Source organism: Candidatus Nitrososphaera sp. 86-2, from assembly GCF_056726185.1.
Genome location: NZ_JBWZON010000001.1, coordinates 126,382 through 139,023 on the forward strand (window position 1 = coordinate 126,382; position 12,642 = coordinate 139,023).

18 protein-coding genes and 1 tRNA gene are annotated in these 12,642 nt (G+C 54.7%); 10 read left to right on the forward strand and 9 right to left on the reverse strand.

Going from position 1 to position 12,642, the window contains the following annotated elements:
• The first annotated feature begins 16 nt into the window (after positions 1 to 16).
• Complete coding sequence (locus ACYOR7_RS00795; protein ID WP_294807974.1) at positions 17 to 730, forward strand: phosphoglycolate phosphatase; 714 nt, start codon at positions 17 to 19, stop codon at positions 728 to 730.
• Positions 727 to 2,655: an arginine--tRNA ligase gene (locus ACYOR7_RS00800; protein ID WP_479912852.1), complete on the forward strand. Its 1,929-nt coding sequence runs from the start codon at positions 727 to 729 to the stop codon at positions 2,653 to 2,655. Before ACYOR7_RS00795 ends, ACYOR7_RS00800 begins: the two co-directional genes overlap by 4 nt.
• Here the strand turns inward: ACYOR7_RS00800 and ACYOR7_RS00805 are convergent.
• A complete protein-coding gene (locus ACYOR7_RS00805; protein ID WP_479912853.1) occupies positions 2,642 to 2,872 on the reverse strand; it encodes a hypothetical protein in 231 nt (76 codons plus the stop codon). The genes ACYOR7_RS00800 and ACYOR7_RS00805 overlap by 14 nt on opposite strands.
• A gap of 122 nt (positions 2,873 to 2,994) precedes the next feature.
• Here ACYOR7_RS00805 and ACYOR7_RS00810 point away from each other — a divergent pair, with 122 nt between their 5' ends.
• Both ACYOR7_RS00810 and ACYOR7_RS00815 read left to right on the forward strand, forming a co-directional pair.
• The gene (locus ACYOR7_RS00810) at positions 2,995 to 4,212 is read left to right on the forward strand and encodes a hypothetical protein (protein WP_479912854.1); all 1,218 of its coding nucleotides are present in this window, start codon (positions 2,995 to 2,997) and stop codon (positions 4,210 to 4,212) included.
• 31 nt (positions 4,213 to 4,243) lie between these two features.
• Positions 4,244 to 5,065, forward strand: a complete 822-nt coding sequence (locus tag ACYOR7_RS00815; RefSeq protein WP_294805490.1) for a tRNA (adenine-N1)-methyltransferase — start codon at positions 4,244 to 4,246, stop codon at positions 5,063 to 5,065.
• Between the two features lie 5 nt (positions 5,066 to 5,070).
• Here ACYOR7_RS00815 and ACYOR7_RS00820 read toward each other — a convergent pair whose 3' ends face one another.
• Complete coding sequence (locus ACYOR7_RS00820; protein WP_294805492.1) at positions 5,071 to 5,523, reverse strand: hypothetical protein; 453 nt, start codon at positions 5,521 to 5,523, stop codon at positions 5,071 to 5,073.
• A 288-nt stretch (positions 5,524 to 5,811) separates the two neighbouring features.
• On the opposite strand from ACYOR7_RS00820, the gene ACYOR7_RS00825 reads away from it, so the two are divergent.
• Positions 5,812 to 6,243 (forward strand): hypothetical protein, encoded by a 432-nt coding sequence (locus ACYOR7_RS00825; RefSeq protein ID WP_294805494.1) that lies wholly within the window; start codon positions 5,812 to 5,814, stop codon positions 6,241 to 6,243.
• An 83-nt stretch (positions 6,244 to 6,326) separates the two neighbouring features.
• Positions 6,327 to 6,426 (forward strand) — tRNA-Arg (locus tag ACYOR7_RS00830).
• Positions 6,427 to 6,509: 83 nt separating this feature from the next.
• On the opposite strand, the gene ACYOR7_RS00835 is transcribed toward ACYOR7_RS00830, so the two are convergent.
• From ACYOR7_RS00835 to ACYOR7_RS00845, 3 genes are all read right to left on the reverse strand, one after another.
• Positions 6,510 to 7,082: an NUDIX hydrolase gene (locus ACYOR7_RS00835; RefSeq protein ID WP_479912855.1), complete on the reverse strand. Its 573-nt coding sequence runs from the start codon at positions 7,080 to 7,082 to the stop codon at positions 6,510 to 6,512.
• Positions 7,083 to 7,133: 51 nt separating this feature from the next.
• Positions 7,134 to 7,493: a hypothetical protein gene (locus tag ACYOR7_RS00840; protein WP_294805497.1), complete on the reverse strand. Its 360-nt coding sequence runs from the start codon at positions 7,491 to 7,493 to the stop codon at positions 7,134 to 7,136.
• Between the two features lie 122 nt (positions 7,494 to 7,615).
• Positions 7,616 to 7,858, reverse strand: coding sequence for a hypothetical protein (locus ACYOR7_RS00845; RefSeq protein ID WP_479912856.1), 243 nt, complete (start codon positions 7,856 to 7,858; stop codon positions 7,616 to 7,618).
• Between the two features lie 125 nt (positions 7,859 to 7,983).
• Here ACYOR7_RS00845 and ACYOR7_RS00850 point away from each other — a divergent pair, with 125 nt between their 5' ends.
• The gene (locus ACYOR7_RS00850) at positions 7,984 to 8,448 is read left to right on the forward strand and encodes a universal stress protein (protein ID WP_294805501.1); all 465 of its coding nucleotides are present in this window, start codon (positions 7,984 to 7,986) and stop codon (positions 8,446 to 8,448) included.
• A gap of 12 nt (positions 8,449 to 8,460) precedes the next feature.
• Here ACYOR7_RS00850 and ACYOR7_RS00855 read toward each other — a convergent pair whose 3' ends face one another.
• Both ACYOR7_RS00855 and ACYOR7_RS00860 read right to left on the reverse strand, forming a co-directional pair.
• Complete coding sequence (locus tag ACYOR7_RS00855) at positions 8,461 to 8,625, reverse strand: hypothetical protein (protein WP_294805503.1); 165 nt, start codon at positions 8,623 to 8,625, stop codon at positions 8,461 to 8,463.
• Positions 8,626 to 8,678: 53 nt separating this feature from the next.
• On the reverse strand, positions 8,679 to 8,864 hold the full coding sequence (locus ACYOR7_RS00860) for a hypothetical protein (protein WP_294805505.1): 186 nt from the start codon (positions 8,862 to 8,864) through the stop codon (positions 8,679 to 8,681).
• 140 nt (positions 8,865 to 9,004) lie between these two features.
• Here ACYOR7_RS00860 and ACYOR7_RS00865 point away from each other — a divergent pair, with 140 nt between their 5' ends.
• The 3 genes from ACYOR7_RS00865 to ACYOR7_RS00875 all read left to right on the forward strand — a co-directional run bounded on the left by ACYOR7_RS00865 (position 9,005) and on the right by ACYOR7_RS00875 (position 10,770).
• Entirely contained in the window at positions 9,005 to 9,337 is a 333-nt protein-coding gene (locus ACYOR7_RS00865; protein WP_294805506.1) for a hypothetical protein, read from the forward strand.
• A gap of 137 nt (positions 9,338 to 9,474) precedes the next feature.
• A complete protein-coding gene (locus tag ACYOR7_RS00870) occupies positions 9,475 to 9,927 on the forward strand; it encodes a hypothetical protein (RefSeq protein ID WP_294805508.1) in 453 nt (150 codons plus the stop codon).
• A gap of 78 nt (positions 9,928 to 10,005) precedes the next feature.
• A complete protein-coding gene (locus ACYOR7_RS00875; RefSeq protein ID WP_294805510.1) occupies positions 10,006 to 10,770 on the forward strand; it encodes a hypothetical protein in 765 nt (254 codons plus the stop codon).
• Between the two features lie 446 nt (positions 10,771 to 11,216).
• On the opposite strand, the gene ACYOR7_RS00880 is transcribed toward ACYOR7_RS00875, so the two are convergent.
• Together ACYOR7_RS00880 and ACYOR7_RS00885 are read right to left on the reverse strand one after the other, a co-directional pair.
• The gene (locus ACYOR7_RS00880) at positions 11,217 to 11,993 is read right to left on the reverse strand and encodes an ABC transporter ATP-binding protein (RefSeq protein WP_294805511.1); all 777 of its coding nucleotides are present in this window, start codon (positions 11,991 to 11,993) and stop codon (positions 11,217 to 11,219) included.
• A gap of 24 nt (positions 11,994 to 12,017) precedes the next feature.
• Positions 12,018 to 12,581 (reverse strand): hypothetical protein, encoded by a 564-nt coding sequence (locus tag ACYOR7_RS00885; RefSeq protein WP_294805513.1) that lies wholly within the window; start codon positions 12,579 to 12,581, stop codon positions 12,018 to 12,020.
• Positions 12,582 to 12,642: the final 61 nt, after the last annotated feature.

The following is a 12,642-nucleotide window of genomic DNA, read 5'->3' on the forward strand; positions in this document are numbered from 1 at the left end:
CCCGCTAAAATCGCGTTTGGGCACTGCCATCAAGGTTTTTGCGGTCGACATCGACGGCACCCTGACGGAGAACGGGGGCGGAGCGGTGCATATGCCGGCGCTGTCGAAACTGCGCTATCTTGACAAGCTCGGCTACAACGTCATCTACGTCACCGGCAGGTCGTCGATAGAGGCGTACGTGCTTGCCGTGTTTGGAGGCACCACCAAAATCGCCGTGGGCGAAAACGGCGGCGCGATCACCGTGGCACCGCAGGAACACAAACTGCTGGCAAGCAGGGAAAGGTGCATGGCTGGGTACGAGCTTTTGAAAAAAAGCCTCGACGGCGTGCAGGAAAAGCCTGTCTTTCCGCGCATGACCGAGGTAGTAATGCTGCGCACGTTTGACATCAAGGAGGGGCAAAAGATCCTCGACGAGCACGGCCTGTCACTTTACCTGAACGACAGCAAGTACGCGTTTCACATCAACGAAAAGGGAGTAGACAAGGCGCTCGGCCTGAGGGAGGCATTGAAAATGTTAAAGGCCGAGCCGGAAGAGACGGTCGCGATAGGCGACAGCGAGACGGACATACCGATGTACGACATTTGCGGCTGCAGCGTCGCGCTGGCGCACGCAGAAGGCCATGTAAAAGAGAGGGCAAAGCACGTCGTCGCAGGAAGGGAAGGGACAGGGCTGATAGACGCAATCGACTATGTCGCGCAGAACTACCTGGAGGTAAAGGCGCAGAAATGACGTTTAGCAGCTTCAGGCTCCAGACGCATCAGGCAGTGTATGAAAGCATGGCCAAGCTGGGCTATCCTGCAGTGCCGTTTGACGTGTCCGAGCCTCCAAGAAAAGAGTTTGGCGACCTGACGTGCAATGTTGCGTTTTTGCTCAGCAAGCAGCTAAAGATGGCGCCTCCAAAGATAGCGCAGGAGCTCATAGAGAAGGGCATCAAGCCGCACCTTGCAGAAAAGCAGCTCCCGTTCATAAAATCAGTCGAGCCGCACCCCGCCGGCTACATCAACTTTCACTTCAATTACGCGGTAGTGGCAAAAGACACGCTTGGCTATGTGCTGGCCAAGCCGGACAGGTACGGCTACATCGACTCTGGAGGACTGGCGCGCATCGTAATAGAACACACGAGCGTCAACCCCAACAAGGCGCTGCACGTCGGCCACATGCGCAACGTGATACTTGGCGACACACTCTACCGCATCATGAAGGCGGCAAACAATAAAGTCCAAGTCTTGAACTACGTCGACGATTCGGGCCTGCAGGTTGCCGACATCGTCATCGGGTTCCTGTACGCGGGCTTTCCCCGCGAGCCGCCCGACGGCCGCAAGTTCGACCAGTACTGCGGCGACGAAGTGTACGTCAAGGTGAACCAGATGTACGAAAAAGACCCGACGCTTGCAGAAAAGCGCAAGCTGGTGCTGCGTGAAATAGAAGAAGGCAAGTCGGAAATAGCAAGGTTTGCGGCCGAGATAACAAAGAGGGTCCTCGATGAGCAGCTAAAGACGTGCTGGCGCATGAAGGTGCACTATGACATCCTGAACTTCGAGTCGCAGATAGTGCACTCGCAGATGTGGAGCAAGGCTTTTGAGCTCTTGAAAAAAGAATGGCTCGTGAAATTCGAGGAGGAGGGCAAGAACAAGGGCTGCTGGGTTATCGCGGCGGAAGGCGAGGAGGACAAAGTTGTCGTGAGAAGCGACGGCACGGCGACCTACGTCGCAAAGGACATACCCTACGCAGCATGGAAGCTGGGGCTCGTGCCAGACCCATTCGGCTATGAAAAGTACGCAAGGCAGTGGGACGATACGATAGTGTACGCGACCACGCTTGCCCCCGGTACGGCAGCAAGCAAGACGGATTCTTTCAAGGGGGGCGACAGGGTGATAACGATAATCGACTCGCGGCAGGCGCGCCTGCAGCGCATCATATCGCAGGTGCTTGGAAAAATAGGCGGCGAAACGGGCCGCAAGCCCGACTACCAGCACCTCGGCTACGAGGCGGTGACTTTGAGCGCCAACACTGCAAAGGCGCTTGGCATCGACATCGGCGACAGGCAGTTCATGCACATGTCCGGGAGAAAGGGAGTCTACGTGGGCGCGGATTTCGTGCTCGACCACCTGCGGGACAAGGCCAAGGAGGAGGTAAAGACGCGCAACCCGGACTTTACCGACTCGCAGGCCGGCGAAATCGCGGAGGAGGTAGCGGTCTCTGCCATACGCTACAACATGATAAAGCAGGACCTCGACAAGATAATCACGTTTGACATCAACGAGTCGATGAGCCTGGAAGGCGACACGGGCCCGTACCTGCAGTACGCCTATGCGCGCTCGCAGCGCATAATGGAAAAGTCCGGCATGGCAGTTGTTACAGAAGCAGCAGATTATTCGCTCTTGAAAGAAGAAGCCGAGATAGAGCTGGTAAAAGAAATCTCTAAAATGGATCTCGTAGTCGAGGACGCGGCAAAATCGCTGAGCCCGAAGGCGCTTGCACGCTATGCGTACAACCTCGCCACCACTTTTAACTCGTTCTACGAAAAGGTGCCGGTGCTAAAGGCGCAGGACGCAGAGACGCTTGCCGCCCGGCTCGCCCTAGTCAGGGCGCTTGGCATCGCGCTAAAGAACACGCTCTCGATACTTGGGATAACCGCTCTCAATAAGATGTAGACCTGTGCGCCACGGCCTCCCTTGCAAGCCTGCCCCTGTCGCCGTGGTACTGCGGCCTGGTGCGGAGGTTCTTGTTGCAGCAGGGGCATTTTGTGTCTTCCATGTTGACGAAAATCGCGCGGTCGCACGTGATGCACACCTTCATCCCCTTGGCGTACTCTATCTTTCTTACTGGGACGTAGTGCGGGTGTTTCTTGCAGAGGCCCCTGCATGACATTTGGACACGCAATGCCCAAAGGCATAGTTAACCTTCTGCAAGTTCTGACTAGAACATGTTTACAGAGAAACTTTCCGTTCGGACAAAACCTGATATATTTTCTAGCGCAATATTGATTGGTCATGGCCGGCACAAAGTTTGCAGTGTACGCGGCTGTCGCCGTCGCAGCCTCCGTCGCGCTCTTGGCCGCTTTGCTCGTGCTCGTGCCCAAGCTGACTACGAGCGCGACCGGGCAGACTGAAGCAAAAAGGGTAATCGCCTTTGAGCTGAAATACAATTACAGCCTCGGCAGGGCCGTAATGGAGACGCATCCTGTCAGGGTTGCCGACATGCAGCCAAACTCGGCAGTCACCATCCTCGACCCGTTCAGCAAGGACATGGCGCAATACTACCGCGACAGTTTAAGCTCCGGGTCAGAAGAGGCAAAGGGGGCGTTCATCCAGAAAGCCGAGCCGTACTCTGTCTATACCTTGGTCAGGCTGCCAGAGTGGCTCAGCGGCTCCAAGGATGACATCTCGTCGTACAGGGCGTATAGCGCAGTAGCCCTCTCCAGCGGCTGCTTGATAAAATACTTTGCAGAGGACGGCAGATGGACAATAGACGATCCGTGCCACAGCGACAGGTACCGGCCGTGGGACGGCCTTGCGATTGCAGGGTCTGCCGCCTTGGGGATGACCAGCTCATCCGTCCCGAGCAACACAGGGCCGCTTGCACTTGCCACACTTGCGCTTTCAGTCGACAAGGACGGCTACATCGCCGCCAAAAAGCCTGACCTGTCTGCCAGCGGCTCGCCGGGACAGGGCCGCAGGCTGTCGCAGGATGAAATAGCCCAGTCAAACAGGGAAATGCTTGACGCGGCGGACCGCAACGCCGGCTATGCCCTCCCCTTTCCCGACACCGGCGCGCTTGGCAAGCATAATCTTCTTGCCACAATCACGCCGGCACAGCCGGAGCCAAATGTACGCGTGACCGGCGACCTGAGGGCCTTTGCGGCGCTCTATGTTGATTATTCGAGCCTCAGCCGCGACAGGATAGAGATAGCGGCGTACCCCGTAGAGTCGTACCCCGACCTTGCGCTCAAAAGCTCGCCTTCGGATCCGGTAAAGAGCATGGTCGATGCCGCACCGTCCGAGGGCCAGCATGTTAAAAGCGGGCCGGGGATCGCGGGCAGGTACGCGGTACTGACAACAAACTACGCTCAGCACCCGACCTATGCAGGAGCAAAACTGTGGGGCAAGGGAACAGACGGGACGGACCTGTTCGTGACGGTAACTGCCACCGACATGACAATGGACGAGCTGCTGTCCCTTGCCAAGGGCCTCGGCTTGGGCCCAGATTGATTTTTATCACCTCTCACTCGCTCCCTGCTTGTTGAAAATTCAGGAAGGCTCGTACGTGCTCCTGTTCCACACGTCGCGCAAAAAGTGGCTCACCAAGGTGACGCCGGACAAGAAAATCCACACGCACCTAGGGATAATCGACGTGGGCGCCACGGTGGGCATGGAATACGGGTCCGTGATAAGGACGACGGAGGGAAAGGTGGTTTTCCTCATCGAGCCCACTACACACGACTTTATCATGAAGTCCGAGCGCAGGACGCAAATAGTCTACCCAAAGGACCTCGGCTTCATAGCGGCGCGAACCGGCATGAAAAACGGCTCCAAGATACTGGAGATAGGGACGGGGAGCGCTGCTGCGGCGACCTTTTTTGCAAGCATTGTAAAACCAGAGGGCCACATTTACAGTTTTGACGTCAACCCGGATTTCATGGAGATTGCCAAGCGCAACCTGGAAAAGGCCGGCATGGCCGATTACGTTACTTTGAACCGCCACGACCCGCACGAGGGCGTCGACGTGAGGGAGGCAGACGTTGCCATCGTCGACCTGGGCGACCCTTGGACGGTTCTTGACCAGGTGCACGACGCGCTAAAGGGAAGCGGCGCGTTTGTGGCCATCTGCCCCACGATGAACCAGATAGAGAAAACCGCGACGGAACTGAAAAAGAGTGGCTATGCCGATATCGAGTCGATAGAGCTATTGATACGCACGATGGAGGCGCGCGAGGGCATGACCCGGCCGTCGATGCGCATGATAGGGCACACGACCTACCTCGTCTTTGCCAGAAAGGTGCAGAAAAAGGCCGAGGCGCCGGACGAAGGAGAAGAGCCGGAGCCAGAGGAAGGAGAGGAATAGAGCTACTATGCCGACGACATGTCCATCGCAAGCGAGCCCTTGAGCATCTCCCGGAATGCCGCGACGTCCTCTGTCTTGATGACGTAGGGCGCTGCCGCTGCAACAACAGCGGGTGCCGCCGGCTCTGCTGGCGCGATTTCAAGCTTGCTTTCTGGAGCCTGCAGTGACGGCTTTCTTGGTGCCCTCGTCCTCCTGTCGGTCAGCGATTTCTGCTTTTTCACGCTTATCTTGACCTTGAACCCGTACTGGCCTCTGTTGCTCCACCTGTCGACCTCTACGATGTCGCCCATCCCTTGCAGCCGGTCGCCTTCCTTGGTCACTACCATAAAGTCGGTCCTGTCGCCCTTTTTGATAGTGGATATCTTTTCGTAAAAGTGCTGCCAGTCGAGCGGGTTTGTCACGAGCGCCTGCACTGTGAGCAGGTCGCCCACGCTGACTTCGCTGACATAGCTTGACAAAATTTCTACGTTGCACAACCTAGCGTACATATATGCAGTGTACCGCCCACATTGCATTTAACATTTTTGGCAAGAAAACCTGCTAGTTTCAAAAGTGATCTAGTTTATTCGTCTATCAATCTAGATAATGTGTAAAAGCGGCTGTACATTGCAAAATTTGCAAGTCGTGATACGAACTATGACGCTGCTTCACCAAGATTTATTCAAACGATTAGTTTGTTCTAACCGTTCTGGCATGTAGAAGCATTTTCCATAGAAGATAAATCCCTAAACTGCATCCGGGAGTCGTTGTACAGAAGCTGGCAAGTGACAGTCGCGACTATTCCCCTGCTTTTGTCGATGTTTCTGCTGCTTGTCTCCTCTGCAGCAGGCGACGTCACCGACATGACGGCCACAAAACCGGTGCTAAAGTCCGATAGTGTCCCTCTGAGACCTCTTGCTGTTGGAGATCAAGGTATATTCCTGTCGACTGATGTCCGCAGCCATCTGAACGAAACGAGCACCTTTGCGGTAATAATGGAGGCAAGGGACTCTGACGGCGTGACACAGTTTCTGGACTCGCAGTTTGGGCTGATACGCCCTGAAGCGCTGGTTAACGTCGGGATTCCTTGGACCCCTGAAAGGGCAGGCACGTACGAGGTGCGGACGTTTGTCGTGAGCGGAACTGTGAACCCGCAGGTCTATTCCCCGGTCGCCTCGTCGTACTTTACGGTGGAATAGTCTGTCATGCGGAGAACCACCGACTTTGCAGCAGAACTATTGCCTGCATGTTTCATATATGCGACCGGTTTAGGAATTGGCTAGGGCCCGTCGCCTAGTCAGGACAGGGTGCTGAACTTTTTAAAAAAAGTGTGCACAAGCCTCCGAAGCCAGTTGTCGTGGGATCGAAGCCCACCGGGCCCGCTAAATGTATAACCAGCATCGGACGATGAAACATTGCTCAAATGATGACCTGTTATCCATGGGAGCGATGCGATGACCACACCTTACGACGGTCTGATGAGTGAACCATGCAACTGCTTCATGATGCGCGCAGTCGCACCCCAGATGACGTTTCCCCTGTACGTGAACCTGTGCGCGTTCTTTGACAGGCGAAAGTGCTCGGTGTCCGGCTCCATCGTTTCAAGCGTCTCTATCAGGGGCGCGTCGAGCACCTTCTCAACCTCGGTTTCAGAGACGCGCGCCTTTGGCAGCATGTCCTGCACGGTCACGAATGGCACGATGTAGTGGTTTGAGGTCATCGTCCTGACCACCTGCAGCGAGCCTGCAACGTCCTTTGGCGCAAACAGTATCCCTATCTCCTCCTGCGTCTCGCGCAGCGCGGTTTCAAGCAGGGTCGCGTCGCCCTCTGCGTGCCTGCCGCCGGGAAAAGAGATCTCGCTTCCGTGCGACTTTAGCCCCGCGCTCCTCTTTGTCAAAAATATGTACGGCACGCCTTCGTGGTAGTGGATTATGACGAGCACCGCCGAAGGTATAGAGGTCGCGGCATCCTGCGGCACGTGTACGCTTTTTGTCGCCAGCGCGCCGGCAAGGCGCCGCAGGAGCTCCTCCTTTTGCACGGCGTTTCTTGGCCTGCGCTGGTTAAATTCCGTTGCGGCACGAGCCGCTTGTTACCAGTCGACTCTGGATTGGCGCCTTGGAACGTCCTCGTGGCATATCTGGCCCTTGGTCTCTAGCGTGAGGCTGATCTCCCTGTCCAGCGCAACCAGCAGCGGGTTTGCGCCGTCAAACCCAAGGAACAACTGGTCAGAGATGACAAACTCTTCAATTGCCTTGAGGCTCTTGAGATAGGAGGCCAGCGCGCTGCACAATACGGGGGCGGAGGTCTTGACGGGGTCTCCTCCTTTTTCCAGCAAGCCCAGAGCCTTTTTTCCGTCGGCTTTATCCTGAGCAGAAATGTCCTGCGCCGCAGTCGTGTATTGCTTTATGGCCCGGATGCACAGCTGCCGCGCTTCTTTTTCGTCGTACATGTGTGAATTTTGAACGGGCAATTATTTAACATGCCGGTACACGCAGATTCTGCATTTTTTTCTGCCTGCCTGCAAGACGTATTTTTGAGAGCACGGACTTGAGAAAAAGGGCAAGAAGAGGGTCAGACGCGGTAGCTGCCCATCTCTTTCGCCGGTATGTCTATTAGCATCTGCGAGCCGTCAAAGGATTTGACGTGCGACTTGGGTATCTTGTACACCCTCGACCTTGCACCCAGGACGACTATGAAACCCGGCTCTTCGGAGGCGATGATTCCAACCGGCGCGCCGTCCTTTGTCCTGATCCCTTTGTGTATCACGCGGTCCCAGCGCGGTACGACATCTGGTTCAGAAGGCTGTTGTTGCATTTTTCTTGTTCGCCTGATAATCATATGCCAAGTTTTGGTATTAAGGCTCGCTTAACCATGTATATTGACAGAGTTACGCGTCAGAGCTGGAACCTGTAAATAATATGGTTGAGTAATTTCATATCATGTCATCAGCAAGCACGGTGCGCACAATCCTTGTCCCGGTTGACGGCTCTGAAAACGCCCACCGCGCCGCGTCCTTTGCAGTCGACCTTGCGCACAGGTACGGCGCAAAGCTGGTTGCAATCCACGCGCTTGAACTAAACCAGAGCCTTGTGTCCCTCGGCGTTTACGGGGCCGCGTACCCGCAGAACATCGACAAGATACTCGAAGCGGCAGGCAAGGAAGCCGCTCCTTGGTTTGACCGCATCAAAAAGGAAGCCGACGCCCTAAACGTCAGGATGACAAGCGCAGTCGTACACGCCCCGCTGTCGCTTGTGGGCGAGATAGTACACTATGCAGAAGAGAACAACGCCGACCTGATAGTGATAGGGAGCAAGGGTCGCACCGGCTTTAAGAAGCTCGTGATGGGAAGCGTGTCTTCGGGAGTCGTCACGTACGCACCCTGCCCCGTGCTCGTCGTGAAATAATAAAAATAATATCTATGAGGAAGAAGGCGGTTGCTGCTGGTCAGTGTCGCTTTTCTTTGCAGCCGACTCTTTGTCCTTGGTCCTCTTTTTGAGATACCATAGGCCGAGCAATGCTGCAACGGAGGCGACTACCATCTCGATGATGAGTTGCCCACCTTCAGAGTCCCATAGCGCCATAGTTGTCTGTGCTATGGCGGACGCCCCATAATATGGTAATGCTTTTGCGCGTGCTAGGTAGACTTGGCCTTTACCTCGATCTTTTTGTAGGCGACCCTGCAGTAGCCGTGGATGTGCGTCACGTCGTCCGTCCTCTCACATCTGGGGCACGTCCATATGACATATTCTTGGCAGACGGTGCAGATGGCAGTCGGCGAAAGGTACTCGCCGCACGCCCTGCACGATATTTTGTGGCTCATTGTCTCGTTTTCTCCAATTATTATAACGTCGGTTGTAATTCTTTTACCCAATTATAAGAACATTGTGCAACAAGATCATGTGAAGTCAGGTGAACATGGTTAAGTCTCGTTCTAATATGATTTCGTCGAATGACGCGGCAATGGCATCGGGCAAGTTAGGTATCGGCGCGATGCTGGTGGTCCTCGGAGTAGCCGGGATGGCGTACGCAATGCCAATCGAGTCAAATTCCCTGGCCGTGGGCGGCAACAGCCCTATGATATACGACAAGGTGACACATCCTCCACCTTCATCCTCCATGGTGCCGTATCTTGGGATAGTGGCGGCCTCTGCCGCATCGTTCGTCCTTGGCATCGCCTTTTTGACGGTGGGGCAGATGGGGTTCTTCAAGCCAATCGTGCCCAAGTACAAAGCAAGGGCGGAAAAAGAAGATGAAACCACTCAGTCATCGCCTAAACATGCAGACGCGGCCTAGCCGCTTCTGCATTTCTTTTTGACAAGTACTTGCGTACATGGCATTCAGCGTCGCGGCCAACCAAAAAGAAGCGATTTATCGAATAGCACCGTGATATAGCGGCGTTAGCCTTTTTTTCTCAAGGCCACAGAGCATATATGCATACGGCGCCCCCGTCATCGACGCCAAGAATTATCAGGACAATCGGCATCCTGACGATACTTGCAACTGCTCTGAACCTTGCTCTTGGCGTACCGCAAGCCGTGGCTGTGGGCATTTGGTTCAATCCCAACCTTCCCTTTGCTGTCCCTACACTGTACCTTGATCCGGCCTTTGCAGCCCCTGCCGCCGTCATAGGAATAAAGACGTTCAAGGGCCAAGACGCCCGGAAGGCCAACATGATATTTCAACTCGTCTTTCTTGCCGCTCACCTGAACAACCTCTTGGCGCCGTATATCGCGCACGTTGCGCAGAGCATTGCGTCCGACTCTTTTGACTTCATAGTCTTTGACTATTCGCTCTTTGCCATCATCACGAGTCTCGTTGCCCTGCGCCTTTTGCTCAGGCGCGACGTGAAATCCTACTATCTGGGCATTGCAAAATCACACTAGCGTTTCTCGCGTACTGTTGCATACCTGCATACACCTCTGCATTTAATAAGGCGCAGGAGTGCCAATTTTCGGCCGGCGATGAAGATAGCGTACGAGCTGAACCCGCCCAAGGTGGCAAGGGAAGGGCGCTTTGACCAGCGGCGCCTCGACAGTGACATGGAGGCCCTAAAAGAGCGAGCGTCGCAACTGGGCAGGCATCATATTGTAGACGGCATACACCTCACCGACTCTGTCCTTGGAGTGCCCCGGGTGTCAAGCATCACCGCCGCGTCGTTTGTGAAAAAGGCCGCCAAGGGCGCAAAATTGAGCTGCAGCGTAAGGACAAGCGACCGGAACATAATCACGCTTTGCCAAGCGGCGGCTGACGCCGTCATTTCAAAAGTCGACAGCCTCTTGATACTGCTTGGCGACGCGCCGACCGACGGCCGCAATTCGGGATTAAAGCCGTCGCAGGCAGTCAGGATGCTTCGCGAGCAGGGCTTTGACCGCAAGATAAAGCTGGACCTGTCGTTTCCCGCAAGAATCGCCGACAAAAACGCGCCGGCGATACAGGCCAAGCTCGAAGCCAAGCCGCACGCGCTTGTCACGCAGTCCATATCGTCGCTTTCAGACCTTGGCGAGATCGTCGATTTTGTCAAGCCGCACGGCATCAAGGTGGTCGCGTGCATAATGGTGCCTTCCGAAAAGAACGCGCAGTCTGCCAAGATGATCGGCCTTGACTGGTCCAGATATGAAAAAGAGCCGGAGGAATTTGTGAAAAAGGCGGGCAGGATGGCTGCAAGCGTGCTCCTCACCTCGCCCAACAGCTTCCAGTCAGGAATAGACCTTGTAAAAAGACTCTAGATTTTTCCTAAATAATAAAACGTCTAACGTGCTTACATTTTCTTAGTTTACTCTAGGATATGCATATACGGTGAAACGTTAAATCATTGTTGAAGCTTATCTTAAACGGCTGTTGTCATTCAACTTTGTAACATACTGCAATGTTTGCAGGCTGGATAGGCAGTTTGTGCTTTATCATAGCGAGGTGAGCGCGGATGGCCAGATGTTCATGTATGGCACTTGCGTTGTCTGCAATAATAAAGCTGTCAAGAATGTCGGAGAAAGCATCTGGATTAAAGCGAGGTGTCCCAAATGCAATAAGGAGATTGCTATACTAACGTTTGATGGCGATCCTACGGAGAATCTGAAACGCTGCTCGACGTGCAGTTATTCTGGCGTGCTTGATGTTGTAAGAATGACGCGTGGCTCACTCACCCGATGACGAAAAATCTTAACTGAATTTCATTCTAGATTTCCCTTGCCGCTATCTCGCCTTTCAGCTCGTCAAGCACCTTGCGCTGGTACTCGTGCAGCCCATCGTCCTCCGGAACGCGTGGCCGGCGGTAGTCCACCGACACTTCTTTCTTTATCGTGCCAGGTCTTTTCGTGAACACGACTACCTTGTCGCCGAGGCACACCGACTCGGTGATGTTGTGCGTGATAAACACGATTGTCTTTTTGGTGCGCGCCCAGATGAGCTGCAATTCGACGAGCAAAAGGTCGCGCGTCTGGCTGTCAAGCGCCGCAAAGGGCTCGTCCATCAGGAGCACCTCCGGGTCGATTGCGAGGGCGCGCGCTATTGCCACGCGCTGCTTCATGCCGCCGGACAGCTGGTACGTGTAGGCGTCGGCGAATTTCGTGAGCTGCATCATCTCCAGGTACTGCATCGCTATGCCGTTGCGCTTTGCCTTCTCTACTCCCTTTACCTTCAGGCCAAACTCTACATTATCAATAACGCGCAGCCAAGGAAAGAGCGCGTTTTCCTGGAACACCATTATCCTCTCTGGGCCCGTCTCTGCTACTGGCTTGCCGTCAAGCACCACTTCTCCCTCGGTCGGCCTGTCAAGCCCCGCAAGTATGTTCAAAAGAGTGGTCTTGCCGCAGCCGGACGGGCCGACTAGGCAGACGAACTGGCCGTCCTCTATCGACAGGTTGATGTTGCTTATCGCAGACATGTGGGCATGGCCGTTGCTCTGCATTGAATTAAAGTCCTTGCCGATGTTGCGCGCTTCGAGTTTTGCCATGTCCGCTCTCTACCCTACACTATCCTACACTAGGTCGCTCATGTCCCCAAACTGCTTCATCTTTTGGTCCCTGTGCCTGTCAATAAGCATGATTGCCCCGCCTGCCGCAAGGACGATTATCCCCGCAATGACCAGAAGCATAGAGATAGCCGCAGGGACAGTGTTCGGTGTGTTGACGGATTCGCTTACTGCCTGCTCTTCTCCAAATATCACCAACGCGTCAAGGGAGGCGTTGCCGAGGTTTGAAATGGTGATGGTATAGTTGCCCTGCTTTTGGGCAGGAAATGACTCGCTATAGCTGAGTACGTTCAGGCTTCTCCTGGACACCGGCTCGCCGTCAGGGTCGCTGACGCTGACTGTCGCCTGCACGGGGCTTGCAGGGTTATTTGGAAACGCCACGACGTACGCACCTGTTCCTGACGTGATGTTCCCCTGAAGGTCTAGCTTGCCGCTAGGCGCAATAGTGTGCACGTTTTTCTCCTGTATCTCCTTGAGAAACTGGGGGCCGTAATAGCTGCTTGCGATAAAGCTAAAGGCGACGATGGCAGCTCCTGCTATGAGCAAAACGTGCCCCCTTCTCAGCCTCAATTTACGACGTTCCTAAGCCGTGCACGGATATAATCTTATCAAGGTGCGGATTGAGAAGATT